At 60.4% G+C, this 19220-nt stretch carries 8 protein-coding genes; 7 read left to right on the forward strand and 1 reads right to left on the reverse strand.

Features of this window, described 5'->3' with window-relative positions:
- Positions 1–48: 48 nt before the first annotated feature.
- Positions 49–10737, reverse strand: coding sequence for a retention module-containing protein (locus AB5Y83_RS03140; RefSeq protein WP_368174683.1), 10689 nt, complete (start codon positions 10735–10737; stop codon positions 49–51).
- A gap of 720 nt (positions 10738–11457) precedes the next feature.
- Between AB5Y83_RS03140 and nrfA the strand changes: the two genes are divergently transcribed.
- From nrfA to nrfF, 7 genes are all read left to right on the forward strand, one after another.
- On the forward strand, positions 11458–12900 hold the full coding sequence (gene nrfA, locus AB5Y83_RS03145; protein ID WP_368174722.1) for an ammonia-forming nitrite reductase cytochrome c552 subunit: 1443 nt from the start codon (positions 11458–11460) through the stop codon (positions 12898–12900).
- Between the two features lie 51 nt (positions 12901–12951).
- Positions 12952–13551 (forward strand): cytochrome c nitrite reductase pentaheme subunit, encoded by a 600-nt coding sequence (gene nrfB, locus AB5Y83_RS03150; protein WP_368174684.1) that lies wholly within the window; start codon positions 12952–12954, stop codon positions 13549–13551.
- On the forward strand, positions 13548–14228 hold the full coding sequence (gene nrfC / locus AB5Y83_RS03155) for a cytochrome c nitrite reductase Fe-S protein (RefSeq protein ID WP_368174685.1): 681 nt from the start codon (positions 13548–13550) through the stop codon (positions 14226–14228). Before nrfB ends, nrfC begins: the two co-directional genes overlap by 4 nt.
- 87 nt (positions 14229–14315) lie before the next feature.
- Complete coding sequence (nrfD, locus tag AB5Y83_RS03160; RefSeq protein ID WP_368174686.1) at positions 14316–15269, forward strand: cytochrome c nitrite reductase subunit NrfD; 954 nt, start codon at positions 14316–14318, stop codon at positions 15267–15269.
- A 173-nt stretch (positions 15270–15442) separates the two neighbouring features.
- Positions 15443–17410 carry a heme lyase NrfEFG subunit NrfE gene (gene nrfE, locus AB5Y83_RS03165; protein ID WP_368174687.1) on the forward strand — a complete coding sequence of 656 codons (1968 nt, stop codon included), beginning with the start codon at positions 15443–15445 and terminating at the stop codon, positions 17408–17410.
- Positions 17407–17997, forward strand: coding sequence for a DsbE family thiol:disulfide interchange protein (locus tag AB5Y83_RS03170; RefSeq protein WP_368174688.1), 591 nt, complete (start codon positions 17407–17409; stop codon positions 17995–17997). The genes nrfE and AB5Y83_RS03170 overlap by 4 nt, the downstream gene beginning before the upstream one ends.
- Entirely contained in the window at positions 17994–19199 is a 1206-nt protein-coding gene (gene nrfF / locus AB5Y83_RS03175) for a heme lyase NrfEFG subunit NrfF (RefSeq protein ID WP_368174689.1), read from the forward strand. Before AB5Y83_RS03170 ends, nrfF begins: the two co-directional genes overlap by 4 nt.
- The last annotated feature ends 21 nt before the right edge of the window (positions 19200–19220 follow it).

Raw genomic sequence — 19220 nt, forward strand, 5'->3', positions numbered from 1 at the left:
AAGAGCCGGCAATTGCCGGCTCTTCTTTTTTACGCTTCACGCACGCTATCAGGGGTGCTGGATGATCAGGCTATGTTGATCTTCCAGCATGCTCTGCAGGATATCGTGGGACGAGGTGCTGGTGAGATTCCAGCTGGTCAGGTCCACATCCTTCAGGGTGATCTGCTGGGTCACATGACCATCCCCGGCTGGCGCCACCGAGAGGTTCACATCGCTCAGGCCATTGCTCCCCGTGGTCACCGAGGCTGAGAGATGCTTGAGCAGATCATCGACACCATTGCCAGTGACCCCTTGCAGCATGTCGGCCAGATCGATTTTGTCCCCTTGCTCCGGATGGAAGTCGGTGATGGTATCGATGGCGGGCTGCCCCAGACTCCCCTCATCCCCGTGTTGCCAAACGAAGAGATCGCTGCCAGCCCCGCCGGTGAGAATGTCGTTGCCATGGCCCCCCAATAGACGGTCATCGCCAGAGGAGCCAAACAGCCAATCCCCCTGATCGGAACCGACCAGCTCATGACCACTCTGGCCGTGCACCGTAATGGTCTCAAGGGGCGTGCTGACGGTTGAGCCGCCGACACTCGACTCGGCACTGATCCCCAGCACATGGTCACCGTCGCCAAAACCGCTGAAGTAGAGCGGAACCGAGTGTTCGGCCGGGATCAGCCAGTCGCCATTGCCATCGGCATGACCGACGCTCTGACCATGCTCGTCCTGCACCTGCGCCCCATTCAGGCCGCTGATGCGGATGGATAGCTCGCCGGTGGCCGGATTGACCACGCTGGCGTTGATGCCAAGGGGGATAACGGCCCCCTGCAAGGCATGGAACGCATGCTGATCCACCGTCAGACCCGGCATATCCGGCTCGGGAGTGACAGTGATTGTCACCTGATCGGTGTCGCTCAGCGGGCCACCCGCACCAGTGTTGCCCTGATCGGAGGTAGTGACGGTAAGGGTATCCTCTCCCCAGAAATCTTTGGCCGGTTCATAGTGCAGGTTGCTTGCCAGCAACTGGTTGAGATCGGCCAGCGACCCCACCAGGGTGATCTCGCTGGTACCCGCCCCCTGCACCATCACTGCACCGGTTGCACCCAGCAAGGTCAGTACACCATGTTCGACCCGCAGCACCATGGAGACAGGCGCACTGCCTGCATCCACATCCTTCACGCTGACACCGGATAGCGACAGAGAACCATCCTCTTTCACCGTCATGCTGCCAGGCAGCTGATTGACCGGCGCATCGTTGACCGGCTGCACCTCGATGGGCAGCACATCGGTATCGCTGAGTGCCCCGCCACTACCCGTGTTCCCCTGATCGTTGGTGACCATGGTCAGGGCGTCATTGCCGTAGAAATCACTGTTGCCCTGATAGGTGACCCCACCAGAGAGCAAGGCATTGAGATCAGCCAGCGTGCCGGTCAGCACCAGCGAACCGGTGCCGTTGCCGACTACCGTCACGCCGCTGCCAGCAGGCAGCGTCAGGGTGCCATGCTCCACCGACAGGGTGATCTTGATGGGGCTGTTGCCCGCATCCACATCTTTCACCTGCAAACCATGGATGACAAAAGGCTGATCTTCCTGCGCGACCTGAGGGGTCGTTGGCAATACGTTGATTGGCGCATCGTTGACCGGGCTTACATCCACATGGATGGTGCCATTGACCTCGGGGCCAAGGGCGCCGTTGTCGAGGCTCTGGGCGGTGATCTTGAGATCCAGTGCACCGTTGGCATCATTGGTCACCAGCTCGACCGTACTCAGCTTGCCGCCCTCAGTAGTGACCTGCCAGCGACCGCCACCCAGATCAACAACCGTCCCCGCCACGCCATTTGGCAAGCGGATCTCGGCGCCATCAGGCACCCCTTCGATGGTGACCCGTACCTGCTCGGGCTTGTTCTCATGCACATTACCCGCACTGCCGCCGGTTGGCTGGGTATCCCGGGTCTCCAGCCCCAGATCCAGAGTAATCACATCCCCTTCGGTACCGCTCACCTGACCCTGAATGTCGGCGATAAGGGCATCCCCCACCGGATTGACGGTGACGGTAAAGCTGCCACTGGTTTCGAGCGGAATGGTGAGCCCCTTGTCGAGGGTAAAGGCGCTCAGCGACAGCTCCACGGTGCCACTGAAATCAGCTGGCGGGATCAGGGTCAGCTTGGAGAAATCGGTCCCCACGGGTACCTGCCAGACGCCGCCGCCATTGTTGACCGCCGGGGCCGACAGGGTGAAGCCATCCGGTACCCCCTTGATCTGCAACGCGACGATCTGCTCCGAGCCATCGTTATCGATAAGGGTTGCGCCAAATCCGGCAGGGTTGACCGTGCCATCTTCGCTCCCCGTGACGCTGTGCACCGAGAGCTGGGCCGGATCGTTAACCGGTCTCACCTCAAAGCCGACCTGCCCGCTCCAGCTGCCGCTGTCAGTCACCTGTTGGCCGCCGACCAGCGCGGTATCGACGATATCGACCTTGATGTCGAGCGGTACCTGACCGCTGAAATGCTCTTTGGGCACAAACACCAAATCCTTGAGCGCCGCCACGTCGTTGACCACCAGAGTGTTAACCGGCTGGCCGCTGCCATCGAGGAAGTAACCATATTTGGCATCCACCGTGATGGTAACCCGCTCCACGGTTTCGAGGCCGCCACCCGCGATGGAGGGGCTAATATCGGCCAGTTTCACCGAGAGATCGAGGTGGATCTTGCTATCTTCCAGATTGTCCGGCTGTCCATCCTGGTTGGTGTCCTGCACGGTCAGTGTCAGTTCCGGATGCTCGCCACGACCACCATTCACATCGACTACGGGGGCCACATCGACCCTAACCGTGCTGCTGTCAACCTTGATGTCACCACTGGCGGTATCGGTATTCACCACCTTCACCTCGATATTGAGCGAACCGGCAAAGTCCTGTGGCAAGCCGAGGGTCAACCCTTCCAGGCCCGCCAGTGACGGCGGCACCTTGATGACGTACTCACCGGTCGAGATGTTGTACTCGGCGCCGCTGATGGTGACGCCTGCTGGCAACCCCTTGAGGACAATGGTCACCTCGTCGCTGGCCTGATCGGCGGCGCCGATATGGATCACGCCTTTGAGCTGCTGACCAAAATCAACCCGGATATCCTCCTTGCCCACCAGCACGGCGTTGTCGTCGATATCGACAGTCGCCGCCGGCGTCTTGGGCGTCACTGGCTTGTTTTCAAATTCGGCACTGGTTTGCAGGCTCACTTTGACATGGGCACTGGCATCGCCATCATCGCCCCGGTCGATCACCATGGCATCGATGCGGATCGGTTCGACCTTGCCGACAAACCCGTCCGGCGCATGCAGCTTGAAGCTGCCGAGGTTGCCCGCCGGCACGATCCAGCTGCCGTTACCGTTGTTGATACCGCCAACCACCACGAACTGATCGCCTGCACCACCGTTCAACACCGGCAGGTTGATCACCAGATAGTCGATCTCCTCCACGCTCGAGGGATCGAGGTCGGTAAAGACGAAGCGTCCAGTCAGGTCTATATCAGCCCCACTCTGCCCCACGAGAGCTCCACCGCTCTGGGTCAGCACGCCATCGGGCTCCACCACGGCCTGGATATCGACATGCAGATTGCCATCGATCACCTTCTCGGCCACCGCGCCCGAATCCACATCATGCTGGGTCACGGTAACATGGCTCTGGATAGTGGTATCCCGATCGCTATCCTCCGGCGCCTTCACCAGCAGTTGCCCCCCGTTGAGCAGGCTGTCGAGCTGGGCGGCGGTCAGGGTGACCTGGCCACTGACCACGGTCAGCTGGCTCTCGACACTGCCGACTCGCAGCCAGATCTGGTAGCCATCCTCCACCCCGGAGAGACTCAGCGCCGTGACTTTCTCGGCGCCGTCAGTAAGGGTCGGATGCCAGTCCAGCACGGTGAACTGATCTTCCAGGCCATGACTGGTCTTGCTGTAGTCGGTGGCGTCAATCTCCGGTTCCACCTTGATATGCAGCGGCACATCGAAGCTCTTGTGATCACCATCGTTCTCGGTCACCACCACCTTGGCGATCAGGTTCAAATCCGCCGTGCTGTTATGGGGCGGCTGAATAAGCAGGTTGCCAAAATCGGAGACATCGACCTGATAGGTCGGCTTGCCATGGGCGTCGAGTCCGGCAAAGGTGAGGGTCAGCTCCTTGCCATTGGCATCAAAGACCCGAGCACCTTCCGGCAACCCTTGCAGCACCACGTTGAGGCTCTCGGAAGTGTCGTGCGGGGTATCGACCAACTCGCCCGAGGTGAGGGTAAAGTTGAGCGGTGCCCGTCCATCCTCGCCCACTGTGATGGCATAGCCTGTCCCTTCGGCCTCCCAGCCGGTATTGCCAAGCTCGAAGTGAGGCTGATCCACCACCCCCACCAAATCCACATGAAGGGTCTGGGAGCCGGTCTCCTTCTCGTTCACCACGGTATGGGTCTGGCCGTTGGCATCGGTCAAGGTCGCCGTGTCTTTCACCACCCCCTTGATGGTCAGGTCGAAATCGACGTTGCTGTTTTTCGGCGGTTGCAGCTTGAGTTCGCCAATCCGATCAAAAGGAACCTCATAGTAACCGGCTATGTTCTGTGCAACGGCGGAACCACCCAGCAACAAGGTTGCACCGTCAGGCAGGCCACTGATGCGGACAAACATCTGTTCGGAGCCATCGAGTTTGTCACCCAGATGAGCAAGGGCAATCTTGCTGCCCAGATCGAGCAGGGTGTCTTCCTTGCCCTGAATGTCACGCACGGTGAGCTTGGCGTCATCGGCCACCGGATTGACGTTGATCACCAGATCAATCTTGTCTCCCTGCGCCGTACCCTGACCCTGAGCGATCGGGTTCTTCTCGGTGCTGATCGGCGTCACCGACAGCTTGATGTCACCACTGAAATCCTTGCCCGGAACCACAGTCACCTTGTTGATGTCGCCGGCCAAAACGGTGTAGATGCCATTGCTATTTGGCTTGAGCTCGACACCGTTGAGCATCAAGGTTCCCTTGCCCGCTTCCAGCTTGATCTGATAGGTCAACGTCTCGGATCTGTCGGTATCAGTCAGGCTCGCCTTGACGTCCAGCTTGATACCTGTGCTGTCTTCATCGGTGTCATAGTGGCGAGTGGTGTTGGCTGTGTCCCACATCGGCTTGTCGGCCACGCCGCGCACCGTCACAGCCAGATCCCCCGTTACAGCCGCAGGTGCCGCCCCTTCGGTGACACCGACCTGCAGTTGCACCTGGAAGTGCAGCGGTTGACCGCCATTGTTCCAGCTCGACCAGTTGCTTGAAGGCACAAAGGTCACCCCCTGAGTGGTGTAGTGAACATTATCACTGGTCACCATGGCCGCTGGCGGCACGATAAACCACTTGCCATCAGCCGTGGTGGTGAGGGCAACCCCGTTGTAATAGAAGGTGCCATGGGCATTGGTGGGCGCCTGAATCAGGAGCTGGTCCACATGCTCACCGCGATCGAAATCGCCAATATCGAGCTGCATGTTGATAGGGATACCCAGCCTCGGGTCTTGCGCCCCCTGATCTTCGTTACCAATGGCTGCGCTAACGGTAAAGCGCACCGCTTCATCCTGCAGATTGAGGGTCAGTGTGCTGTCTGCACGATCGCCATCGCCATCGACCAGATGGGCTGTCACCACCTGACTGAGCTGACTTGCATCGTGATTGAAACCGGCCGCAGGCTTGAAGGAGTAGGAGCCATCGGCAGAGATGGTCAGGGTTCCCATCACCAGCTTGCCATCGGGGCTCATCACATCTTGTATCAAAGAACCATTGATGGCGTACGTCTGGCCATTGATGGTAATCGACTCGACACGGGCACCATCTGCACCTTCATTGGCGGTAGGCAGCAGATCGCCGGTCACGGTACTGCTCCCCTCACTCAGGGTATGTGCCAGCACAGTGCCGATAGGCATGTCATCTTGTACCGTCACGGTCACACTGACGTTCGGGCTGCGGTCGCCATCGTGATCGGTGACAAACAGCGGCACTTCGATGGTCAACTCATCCTTGCCCTGTGCACCGTGATCAAGCTGGCCTACCAGATGGATGCTGTAACTGCCGTTAACATCGAGGTGGACCCAGAAAATGGGCTTGCCCCCCTCGGCCGTAGCCAGATACCAGCCGGTGCTGTGTGCAGCCAGCGTAACCGCTTTGCCACCCGACGTGAGGTGATTGGCCTGATTGAATGCAGCCACATCCAGCTCAAGGGAGGCAACCCGATCCGAACCGGCTGTGATGGTCACCTTGCCACTATCGGTTTCTCCATTCTCTGCAGGTGTGGTCCCCGGATGCTGACCGTTCACTGCATCGAGATCCGACTCCTCGACCCGAACCGGTTCAATGGCGGATATGATCGGGTTGATGCCATCAGTCACCGTGACAGTGGCGGTGCCCTGATTTTTGCTGCCGTCGCTGTCGGTGACTTCGACCGGCAGATTCAGTTCCAGCTTGTTGTCTACCCCGTGATCCAGGTTGGTATGCACCGTTACCTGATAACCGATCTCTGCGCTGGTGTGAGCGGCGATGGTGGCAGGAACGGTGGGGATGGAGACCGTCATCACTACCAGACCACCACTGGTCACCGCCTGGAAGGTGTGACCATCGGTGCCAACCGCTTTCCAGGTCAGGGGTTCGCCGTTATGGGTGATGGGCTTGCCGCTGGCATCCATGACCTGACCGGAGAGGGTCAGTCGCACATCAGTCACCGGATCCGAGTCAGCCTTGATGGTGATCTTGCCGCTCGTCTGCTGGTCATCAGTGGCAGAATTGGCGCCATCGAAGCGCCCTTCATTGAGGGTTACATCGGTCAGGGTCAGGGTTGGTTTCTCCCCTTCCCCAATCTGGATATTGAGGGTGCCGCTGGTGCTGTCGTTGTTACCGCCCGCCTTGTCGTAGTCGTTGACGATCACCTTGATGGGCAGCTCGGTCACGGCGTCGCCGCCCTGATGAAGCCCCTGATAGAGGGTGACCTGATAGTCAAACCCGTTCTTGCCCGCCTGATCGAGGCTGCCAATCAGCTTGACCTCGAACACCTCGACCCGCTGGCCATCCACCATCACATAGCCCTTGAGCTGCTGGCTGCCCGGGATCAGCGGGTCACCATCCACCAGCTCGTACTGCACCGGTTTACCCAATGCGGTCAGCGCAGGCTGTTCGCTGCCATCGGCAAAGGCCACCTCGACCACCCGATCCGACCCGGCTTGCACATCGAAGTGACCGGTTTGACTCAGAGTGTTGCTGCCGGTGAGGTCCCCCTCATCCAGAGACACGCCTTTGCCCGGGATAAAGCTCGGCGCCTTGCCGTCCGCAATGGTGAGCGGCAGCGTGGTACCGATGCGATCGCCATCCTTGTCGGCCAGGGTGACGGCCAGCGGCAGGTTGAGGGATTCACTCCCCTTGTGATCCAGCTCGCCGCTCAGGGTGACCTTGGCGGTGACGCTCCAGTTACCGTTGTTATCGACCAGGCTCAGCTCGGCGCGCAGCACCACCTGCCCACCGGCGGTCCCGACCAGCTGGCCGGTTGCGGGATCGACGGTGAAAGTGACCGGGTTGCCGTGGCTGGTGAGTCCGGTCAGGGTGCTCTGGATAGCGGCGATATCAAAACCAAGAGAGTTGGGGTCAAGGGCATCGCTGCCGTGCGCGACCGAGAAACTCATGGTGCTGACCGCGGCTGCCTCACCTTGCGCCATCTCGGTGATGGTGGTGCCGGTCACGGCGGAGATGGTCGGATTGGCACCATCCCCCACCGCAACCGTAATGGTGGAGGAGACCCTGTCACCATCGCTGTCGAGCAGGGTAAAGCCTGCCTTGAGCAGGCTGTCGGCACTGCCCTGATCCAGCGGTTGATGGAGGGTAAAGCTGTATTTGCCATCGTTACCGAGGGTCAGCTCAAACACCAGCTTGCCATCTGGGGTACGTCCCTCGATACGATGATCGGCCACCGCGATGGTCACGGCCTGCTTGCCCGAGGTGAACCCTTGCAGCCCCGGCTGATTGGCATCGAAAGTGATGCTGGCCAGCGGATCGCTGCCCGCCGTGATAGTCAGATCGCCGTCAAGGGTCTGGCCCTGCTGCCAGTTGCTATCTTCGGTGAGCGTGAGGGAGACAGGATTAACCTGCGGCAAGGCACCATCGGTAATGGTGATATTGAGGGTGCCGAGATTGCTCTTGTCGCCGTCAAAATCTGAGCCCTGTACCTTCAGGCCAAGGTTGAGGCTGTTGGTCGCTTCCGGCTCGTCAAACACGCCGGTCAGAGAGACACTGTATTTGCCATCCAGTCCGATGGTAACGGTGAGGATCGTCTTGCCCTGCCAATCCTTGACGATCAGCTGGTTCTCCTGAACCTCGTAAGTCGTCGCCTTGCCCTGGCTGGTGAGCCCCGCCAGCGCCGGTTGGCTCGCCTCAAAGTTGAGGGAGACCAGACGATCGCTCCCCACCGTCACCGGCAGCTGACCATCGATGCTCTGGTTGCCCCCCTCTTGCAGGGCGACCCCCTTGTCGACGCCCAATACGGGATCACTGCCATCATTGACGGTCAGGGTCAGGTTGGCGCTGGTGCTGTCGCCATCGATCTCGTTGGCGCTCACCAGCAAGCCGAGGGAGAGGCTGTCACTGCCCTTGTGATCCAGCGGGCCGGTGAGGGTGACCTCCACCCGACCAACCAGATCGCTGCCCTGCTGCTGCGCATTCAATTCGGCACGCAGCACCTCCACCCGTTGGTCACTGCCATCCAGGTAGTAACCCACCAAGGTGCGATCATCGGCAAATTCAAAGGTCAGCGGATGACCATCGCTGGCAAGACCCGATCCGTTGAGGGTAATCAGGGTGTTGCTCTGATTGCTGAACACCAACGAATCCACCAGCAGAGGATCGGCGGTGTGTTTGACCACAAAGCTGCTCTCGCCCACCACGGCGGCGCCGTTGGTAAAGGCATCTTCGGTCAGGGGAATGGCCGGGATCTCGAAACTGGGCGGATTGCTGTCCACCAGATTGATCACCAGCGGCGCCTTCACCAGATCGCCGTCGCTGTCTCGATATTCGAGGTTGAATGGCAGGCGCAACGCGTCCTGACCGTGATCCAGGCTTTGACTCCAGACGATGCGGTAACTGCCGTCATTGTTGAGGGTCAGGGTGAAGACAGTCGCCCCACCAGCACTGGCGGTCAGGGTCTGACCGTTGATGGTGTAGCCAAGAGGCGCACCATGGCTGACGAGCCCCAGCCCTTCCAAGGCACTCTGATCAGCGGCAAACTGGACTTGCAGATTGCCATCTTGGCCGGCACCGGTATTGAGGCTACCGGTCGCGGTGATCGGGCCACCGGCCAATCCGGCTTCGGAGAGCGTCAGGGTTTCGCTCTGACCGATCAGCGGCGCCCCATCGCTGGCGCTGTTGCCCGCCAGATCGGTGACACTGGCACGCACTTCAAAGGATTGATTGATACCGGAGAGATCAAGACCTGATACCTGCCAGCGGCCATCGGCCCCGACCTGTGCCGAGGTGGTCAACAGCAGTTGGCCATTGCTGTCGACCAGAGTGATGATGACACTCTGACCCGCCTCCACATTGCTGGTGGAACCGCTCAGGGTGGCGCTGCTGTTGCCAAACAGGGCTGCGGAATCGAGATCATCGATATCGATAAAGGCCTGGGTATCGACATTGATAACGAGGGTATCGCTGGCGCGGTTGCCGGCAATATCCACGGAATTGACCTGAAACTGGTACTGGCCATCGGCCAGGGTCTGCGGCAGCTGATATTGCCAGTTACCGGCGGCATCCACCGTCAGGACGGTGAGCACGCTACCGCCAAGGCTCAGGGTCACGGTGGCACCGGGCTCCCCCTTCCCTTGCAGCAGCGGGGTATTGTCGCGGGTCAGATCATCGGTCTGGCTGGCACCGGTGTCGCTCTCATCGGCGAGATCGAGGGTAATGGTGGTGATGGTATCGAGCAGAGTCTGTCCGGTATCGCTGGCGTTGTTGCCCGCCTGATCATGGGTATTGGCCACAATCTGCAACGGGCCATCCACCAGCTTGTCGGTCACATCGCCAAAATTGGCTTCCCACACCAAGCCGGGCAGTACTACAGTCGTCACCGTCAGTGAATTGCCCGCCTGATCGATAAGGGTGACGGTGACTGGCTGGCCTACCTCCACATCATCCACCACACCACGAATGATGACGCCAGCCGCTTCATCGGCGTTGATAATGTTGTCGCTGGTTTGGGGTTCGGTGATGGTGATGGCGGCAAAGAAATCGCGCTCTTCGGAAAACAGCAGCTCATCGCCAACAGGTTGCACCGCATGGTCGGTATCAAAACCGGCCTCGGCCAGGGTGGCGTCATTGGTACGATCGACCACAACGAATCCACCCGAGCTGGAACCGGCTACACCACCGATATTACCGGCAGCGGCTGCATTGCCGGCGGCGGTCTCCTGGAACAATTCGGTCGGGTCAATACCCTGACGGATCGCCTCTTGCAATGAGGCCAGTTCCGGATCGGTCGGTTGTCCATCAGCAGCAGGCGTCGCGGGCTCAGGTTTGGCGGCCATATCTTGCTCACCAGCAGGATCACTGCCCGGTTCGGCTAGTTGAAAGTGGCCATCTTGGGCAGCTTGCAGGCGATCCCCCGGCTGCAATGCCATCCCCACCTTTGCTCGTATGACAGATCCATCTGCACTGATGACAAACACGGAGCCCTCGAGTTGGGTGATCACCGTGGACTTTTCAATTTGCAACTCTGCCATACAACCTCCAGCAAAACCTTAACCACCAACATCAGTACCTACAGGGTACTTGTCTGTTCAATAATCATACCGCACCAGACTAAGTGGGTCTTTTCGCTATTTTCGACAATGATTGCCATAAAATGGCCATAACTTACAAGATTGAGCATCTAACAGGCCTTTTTAAATGAAATGAGATTTGGATGAAACCAATTCCATCACCTTTATTAACAGGTCTATCAGACTCCATGTGACCATTTCTGTCGTTTGACGATAAATCCACTGCAGCCTCAATAAATGGATCATAATCCGAAGGTCAAAAGATCACACCACAACACCGCAAATTTGCATATTTAGTCAATTATTGGCATAATACATTGCCAGAATGTATGAACAATACGGCAGCAATCCAGGTCAGCAGCAAAAATTGCCAGTACGTAACTGTATCGATCAAACGCCTGCCATCGAATGCTCTGCAGTTAACAACAAGTTGAGTTTCCATAAAATTTAATCCAGATCTCATTTCAGCGATCAATCCTGTTCACCAATTGATCTGGCACAACTCTCCCTCCGATAAATCATCATTAAATTTACCTATTTGTTAGGGTAACCCTCGAGCAATCATATATTGCGCGGTTTTATTCACCCGCAAGCGAATGTCTGCCCACCCCGCCCGACGGGGGGAAGATCCACACCAAGATGGAACGGGTCAGACGAGACCAAAACATTTATCTGGGAGTGATAAACGTGGGTTCACAACACAGGCATATCAAACTGGGCCTCGCCGCCCTGCTGCTGACCAGCTGGCTTGGCACCAGCGGCTGGGCACTGGCTGATGACGCAACCACCAAGGGCAAGATAGAAGCGCGCAGCAAGCTGTTCGCCAAGGATCACGCTGATCAGTTCACCAGCTGGCAAGCCACCAGCGAAAGCAAGGAGCGCACCGATGCGTTGGCGGAAGATCCCAATATGGTGGTGCTGTGGGGCGGTTACCCCTTCGCCAAGGATTACAACAAGCCGCGCGGTCACTTCTATGCCCTGACCGATGTGCGCGAAACCCTGCGTACCGGCGCCCCCAAGACAGCCGAAGATGGCCCGCTGCCGATGGCCTGCTGGAGCTGCAAAGGCCCGGATGTGGCCCGCGTCATCGACGAGAAGGGTGAGGATGGCTACTTCAAGGGGATGTGGGCAAAAGGTGGGCCGGAAGTAGTCAACACCATCGGCTGCGCCGACTGCCACGATACCGCCTCGAAGGAGTTCAAGGAGGGCAAACCTGCCCTGCACCTCTCCCGTCCCTATGCCGATCGGGCCATGACCGCCATCGGCAAGCCGTTCAAGGAGCAGGGGCGCTTTGATCAGCAGTCCCAGGTGTGCGGCCAGTGCCACGTGGAGTACTACTTCAGCGGCCCCACCAAGGCGGTCAAATTCCCCTGGGACAAGGGCACCACAGTGGAGCAGATGGAGGCCTATTACGATGAAATCGGCTTTGCCGACTGGACTCATGCCCTCTCCAAAACCCCCATGCTCAAAGCCCAGCACCCCGAGTACGAAACCTGGCGCGCCGGCATTCACGGCCAGAACAACGTCGCCTGTGTCGATTGTCACATGCCCAAGGTGCAGAACGAGCAGGGCAAGGTCTACACCGATCACAAAGTGGGGAACCCCTTCGATCGTTTCGAGCAGACCTGCCGCAACTGCCACACCCAGAGCAAGGAGATGCTGCAAGGGATCGTCAAACAGCGCAAAGAGGCGGTGATCGAGACCAAGCTGAAGGTCGAGAAGCAGCTGGTACACGCCCACTTTGAAGCCAAGGCGGCCTGGGATGCCGGCGCCACCGAGGCAGAGATGAAGGATATTCTGCAGAACATCCGTCACGCCCAGTGGCGCTGGGACTACGCCATCGCCTCCCACGGGGTGCAGATGCACTCCCCCGAAGTGGCCCTCAAGGTACTTGGCAGCGCGCTGGATAAAGCCGCTGACGCCCGCACCAAGCTGGCGCGCCTGTTGGCCAGCAAGGGGATCAGCCACGAAATCGCCATCCCCGACATCTCCACCAAGGAGAAAGCACAAGCGGCCCTTGGCATGGACATGAAGCAGTTCAACAGCGACAAGGCCCAGTTCCTCAAGACCACGGTCCCCGCCTGGGATGCCGAGGCCAAAGCGGCCGGACGGCTGGCACAGTAACGGCGCCTGCGGGCCCGGCCAGACCAGGCCCGCAGCGGATGGAGGCTTCCTATGGGTGATTTAACGATGGATTTTTTACGACTGATGCTGATGGCAGCCATGCTGCTCACCAGCCTGCAGGGTCAGGCGGCCGAGCCGGCAGCTGCCCCTGTTCCAGCTACACATGAGGTGGAATTTTTACGCAATCCCGACAAGGCCTGCACCGACTGTCACAAGGCGCAGAGCGAAGGGATGCACGGCAAGCATGGTCAGGCGACCAATCCCAACAACCTTAAACCGGTGACCTGCACCAACTGCCACGGCCAGCTCTCCCCCCAGCACAGGGAAGGGGTCAAGGATGTGATGCGCTTCAGCCACAGCCTGAAGGATAAAGAGAGCATCAAGCTTTATCCCATCAGCGAGCAGAACGGGGTCTGCATGAGCTGCCACGAGCCCAAACCACTGCGCGAGGCGCTCTGGGCCCACGACGTGCACGCCACCAAGCTCACCTGCACCGGCTGCCACCAGCTGCATCCGGTCAAGGAGCCCATGGTGGGGCTACCGGAGAAGTCCCGCATCAAGCTCTGCGTCGACTGCCACAGCAAGCAGCATGAGGCCAGCAAGGCCCGGCAGGAGCAGTCCAAATCGGCTACCGGCAAGGAGGCATCATGAGCTGCTCTCGCCGTGACTTTATGGCGGGCATGGGCGCAGGGGCCCTTATCATGATGACGGGGCCGACTCGCTCCCTTGCCACCCCTCTTGCCCACAGCCAGACCATCGACGGGATCCGCTATGGCATGATCCACGATGAGACGGCCTGCATCGGCTGCACCGCCTGCATGGACTCCTGCCGGGAGGTCAACAAAGTGCCGAAAGGGGTCTCGCGCCTCGAGATCATCCGCTCAGGCCCGGTCGGTGAATTTCCAGACGCCGAGTACCGCTTCTTTCGCAAGTCCTGCCAGCACTGCGACAACGCCCCCTGCGTGCATGTCTGCCCCACCGGCGCCTCCCATATCCGCAAGGAGGATGGCATCGTCGATGTCGACGCGGATCTCTGCGTCGGTTGCATGTATTGCCTCGCCGCCTGCCCCTATCAGGTGCGCTTTATCAACCCGGGGACCCGGGTTGCCGACAAGTGCGACTTTTGCCGCAAGACCAACCTGGCGGCGGGTAAGGAGCCAGCCTGCGTGGAATCCTGCCCCACCAAGGCGCTGATGTTCGGTAATCTGGATGATCCGGACAGCCCCATCGCCCAACGGCTGGTGAAGGAGACCACCTATCGCTACAAGCAGGCGCTCGGCACCTCCCCCAAGATGTACCGCGTGCCCAAAGGGGAGATAACGTCATGACCATACAAGCGGCATTTCACTTCCCTTCCCTCGTGTGGGGATTTGTCCGATCGCCATCTACCGCAGTAACAGAAGGAGGAATGGATCATGTTGCATGACGCATTTCACTTCCCTTCACTTGTCTGGGACTGGCCGATCGCCATCTACCTGTTCCTGCTCGGCATCTCCGCCGGAGCCACCACCCTCTCGGTGCTGTTGCGCCGCAAGGGGGCAGGCAGCGAGAGCGGCATCATCAAAGCGACCGCCATTCTGGCGCCAGCGAGCGTGATATTGGGGCTGCTGATCCTTATCTTCCATCTGGCCCGCCCCTGGACCTTCTGGAAGCTGATGTTCCACTACCAGTTCGACTCCGTGATGTCGATGGGGGTCATGCTGTTCCAGCTCTATATGGCGGTGCTGTTCGCCTGGCTGGCGGTGGTGTTTCGCACCGAGATCGAGACAATGCGCTGCCGGTTGCTGAAAGAGAAGTTCGCTTTTGTGGATGGGCTGATTGGCTGGCTCGCCCGCATCGAGCGGCTGCTGGCACCGCTGTTGCTGCTACTAGCCGTGCTGCTGGGGGCCTACACCGGCTTTCTGCTCTCGGCGCTCAAGACCTATCCGCTCTTGAACAACCCGGTGTTGCCGGTGCTGTTTCTGGTATCCGGTATCAGCTCCGGCATCGCCTCCACCATCTTGCTGGCGGTGACGCTCTTCAAGGAGAACCATCACAGCCAGGGGGTGAGCTTCGTGCATCGCTTCGAGCGACCCGTACTGGCGGTGGAGGTGCTGCTGCTGGTCTGCTTCTTTACCGGCCTCTACTTCGGTGGCGGCCAGAAAGAGGTGGCGATGTGGGCCGCCATCTGCAGTGGCTTCTGGGCTCAGGTGTTCTGGGTCGGGGTGGTGGGCATCGGCATGCTGCTGCCCCAGTTACTGGCTCTGCTGACCCCCACGCCCCTGCGGGAGCGAAACGGTCATCTGGTGCTGGTCTGCAGCCTGACCCTGGTGGGGATCCTGCTGCTGCGCTACTTCGTGCTGTACGCAGGCCAGATGACAGTAGTTTAAAGATATGATCACCAGCGCCAGCCGCCCTCGGGTGACTGGCGCTGGTTTGTTGCTGGCCCAATGAATTTCTGGTGATGCCACACCCGTTGCTTGGCAATGTTCCCCGCCAAAGGGAGACGACGCGGTGTGTGTGTCATGACATGAATGAGATCAAAGATTGAACCGGAGGTTATGTGCTGGCGGAGCTCGGCTATCTCTCACTGTTGCTGGCGACCGGGCTCGCCCTGCTGCAAGGGCTACTGCCCTGGCTGGGATTGCGGCTCGCCTCACGCCCGCTGCTCGGCTGCGCAACACCGCTGGCCCTCCTGGTCGCGCTCCTGCTGTTGGCCTCCCTGCTGCTGCTCGCCAGCTGCTTTGGCCAAGATGATTTCACCGTCAGCTATGTGGCCCAACACGCCAACAGCGCCCTGCCGCTGGGCTTCAAGCTGGCGGCCGTGTGGGGCGGCCACGAGGGCTCCATGCTCTTTTTCGTCTTTGCGTTGGGGCTGTGGGGCGCCCTGGTGGCCCTTTGCTCCAAGCGGGTCGATCCGCTGATCACAGCTCGAGTATTGGCCATCATGGGGCTGATCGTCGGGCTGTTCGGCCTCTATACCCTGATCTTCTCCAGCCCATTTGACCGCCAATTCCCGGGGCCACGGGAGGGGCGCGATCTCAACCCCATGCTGCAGGATATCGGCCTTATCATCCACCCGCCCCTGCTCTATCTCGGTTACGTCGGCTTTGCCGTCAACTTCGCCTTCTCCATGGCGGCGCTGCACTCGGGTCGGCTCGATGGCGCTGTGGCCCACTGGAGCCGCCTCTGGGCGCTCGGCTCCTGGGTGTTTCTCACCGCCGGCATCGTGCTGGGTTCCTGGTGGGCCTATTACGAGCTCGGCTGGGGCGGCTGGTGGTTCTGGGATCCGGTAGAAAACGCCTCCCTTTTGCCCTGGTTGCTGGGCACTGCCCTGCTACACGCCCTGGTGGTGTGCGAGAAGCGCGGCGCTTACGGTCACGCCGTGCTGCTGCTCTCCATCTTTACCTTTTCGCTGAGCCTGCTCGGTACCTTCGTGGTGCGCTCCGGGGTGCTCACTTCGGTGCACGCCTTTGCGGTGGACCCCAGCCGTGGCCTCACCCTCTTGTTGCTGCTCGGCTTGTTATTGACCTGCGCCCTCACCTTGTTTGCCCTGCGGGCGGACATTCGCGCCCCCTATGCCCGCTTCGGTTTCTGGTCGAAAGAGGGGCTGCTCGGCACCGCCGTCCTGCTGCTTTGCGTGGCCTGCGCCAGCGTGTTGCTCGGCACCTTCTACCCCATGGTGTTCCAGTCACTCCATCTGGGCTCGCTCTCGGTGGGGGCCCCCTATTTCAATACCATCTTCGTGCCGCTGGCCCTCTGCCTGATGGGGCTGATGACCCAGCTGCCGCGCCTGCGCTGGCAGCATCTGGCAGCCCAGCGCCGCATCAAGGTGCTGCTCCCATGCCTGTTCGGCCTGCTTGGCGGCGGGCTCATTAGCCTTGCCTATCTGGAACAGGGATCGTTTTCCGGTAGCTGGATTGGCACCCTCGCCAATATGGTGAGCCTCTGGCTGATAGCCAGCCTGCTGCTCCCGCTCTTGCAACCGACGTCGCTGCGCGAGCTCACCCTCAATCGGTTCGGCAGCCTACTGGCCCACCTCGGGGTGGCGGTGTGCGCCCTCGGCATTGCCCAAGTGAGCCACCACAGTCAGGAGGGAGGCACAGTGCTAAGTGCCAACCAGCCCTACCAGCTCGGCGCGTTCGAGTTTCGTTATGAGGGGCGCGAGCCGGTGATCGGCCCCAACTATACCGCCGAGCGGATCACGCTTAGCGTGCGCAAGAATGGTAAAGAGGTGGCGCGGCTGACGCCGGAGCGGCGCCACTACAGCGTGCGCACCATGAACATGAACGAACCCGGCATCGCGTGGGGAATGCTCGGCGATCTCTACGTGGTGCTGGGTGAGAAGATGGGACCAGATGCCTATGCCATGCGGCTGCACTACAAGCCGCTGGTGCGCTGGATCTGGCTCGGCGGCCTGTTGATGATGGCGGGCGGCACCCTGCGCCTGCTCGCCCGTCGCCCCTTGCTTGCCTCCCGTCCCGTTGAGGTTGGCACCTCCCATCCCCGGCTCGAACAGGAGGCGTTATGAGATCCCGCCTGCGCCTCTTTGTTCCCCTGCTGCTGACCCTGGGCCTCGGCGCCCTGCTCTGGCTCGGCCTTGGCAACAATCCCTACAGCCAGGATGAGGCAACGCTCGGGCGCACCCTGCCTGCGTGGCAGAGCGACAATCTGCTGGACGGACGTCCGATCCAGACCGCCAGCCTCAAAGGTGAGCCCTTTGTGCTTAACGTCTGGGCCAGCTGGTGCGTCAACTGCCGCGCCGAGCATCCGTTGCTCAGCGAGCTCGCGGGCACAGTGCCCCTCTACGGTCTCAACTACCGGGACAAGGGGGATGCGGCCCGCGCCTGGCTTATCCAGGCGGGCAACCCCTATCGCGCCGTGCTGGCCGACCCCGACGGCCGACTGGCGCTGGAGCTCGGCGTCTACGGCACGCCGGAGACCTATCTCTTTGACAGCGACGGCACCCTGCTGACCCGTTATACCGGCGAGCTTACCAAAGGGATCTGGCAACGGCAGTTTGCTCCCCTGCTCGACCAGGCGCGAACGGACGCACAGATAAAGGCCGCCACTACTGCACCAGCTATTGCAATATCAGCTCGGGAGACACAGCCATGATGTGCCGTTCTCTTGCCTGCACCCTGCTGGCCCTCGGCATACTGCTGAGTGCCACTGCATATTCCAGCGGGGTCGATACCTACCAATTTCGCCACCCCGAGCTGCAAAATCGGGCGCAAGAGCTGGCCCGCGCCCTGCGCTGCCCTCAGTGCCAGAACCAGAATCTGGTGGAGTCCAACTCCCCCATCGCCCGAGATCTGCGGCTCGAGGTCTACCGCTGGGTGGACGAGGGGCAGTCTGATGAGCAGGTGATCGCCCGCATGACGGAGCGCTTCGGCGATTTCGTCCGCTACGATCCCCCCTTCAAGGCCAGCACGGCGCTGCTGTGGGGCGGTCCCCTGCTGCTGTTGGGGCTGGCGCTGTTGATCCTGTTTCGCCGCCTGACACGCACAAAGGCGCACCCCATCCCTGCCGTTAAGGCCATCGTTGAGGCCCCCCCTCAACCCGCCGCCGATCCGCGCAGCGAATTGAATTTGCTGATCATGCACGGGGAGCAGGCAGGCCTCTCCCCAGACCAGCCACTCTACAGGGAGCTGAGCGCCGCCCGCCAGGCCAACGCCATCCCGGTGGCTGAGCTGGCCCTGCGCGCGCAACTGGCCAACCAGCATGACAATCGCGGCCGCAATAACCGGCACGGGCGGGCCCTGTTGCTGCTTGGCATCATGGCATGCGTAGCCGTTGCAGCTGTCTATCTGAGCACCGGCCGCTATCAGGCATGGCAGGCTTATCAGTCGCGCCCCGATCCGCTGGCGGGGTTGAGCCCGCGGGATCTGCAAGACAAGGAGCTGGGGAGTCTGCATCAGAAGCTTCAGCGCAACCCTACCGATCTCGACAGCTGGGCGGCGCTCGGCCAGCTCTATCTCTATCGGGGCGAATATGACAACTCCCTGCTCGCCTACCAGCGCCTCGCGCTGCTGGAGGGGGGCGCCAGTGCAGCGACCCAGGCCGCCCAAGCCACTGTGCTCTACTATCAGGCGGGCCAGCAGCTGACTCCCGAGGCAACCCGCCTGCTGGAGAGCGCTCTCAAGCAGGACGCGGGGGAAGTGAGCGCCCTGATGCTGGTCGCCTCCGATCACTTCCTGCATGGTCGCTACAGTCAGGCCATTGCGCTGTGGCAGCAACTGCTCGATGGCGAGCGCCCTCGCATCAATCGGGCCGCGCTGATCGAGGCGATCCAGACGGCAAGCATAATGGGCGGGTAACCCCTTGATTGAAGTAGGGTA

It is taken from the genome of Aeromonas sp. R5-4, assembly GCF_040908215.1.
GTDB classification, from domain to species: domain Bacteria; phylum Pseudomonadota; class Gammaproteobacteria; order Enterobacterales; family Aeromonadaceae; genus Aeromonas; species Aeromonas veronii.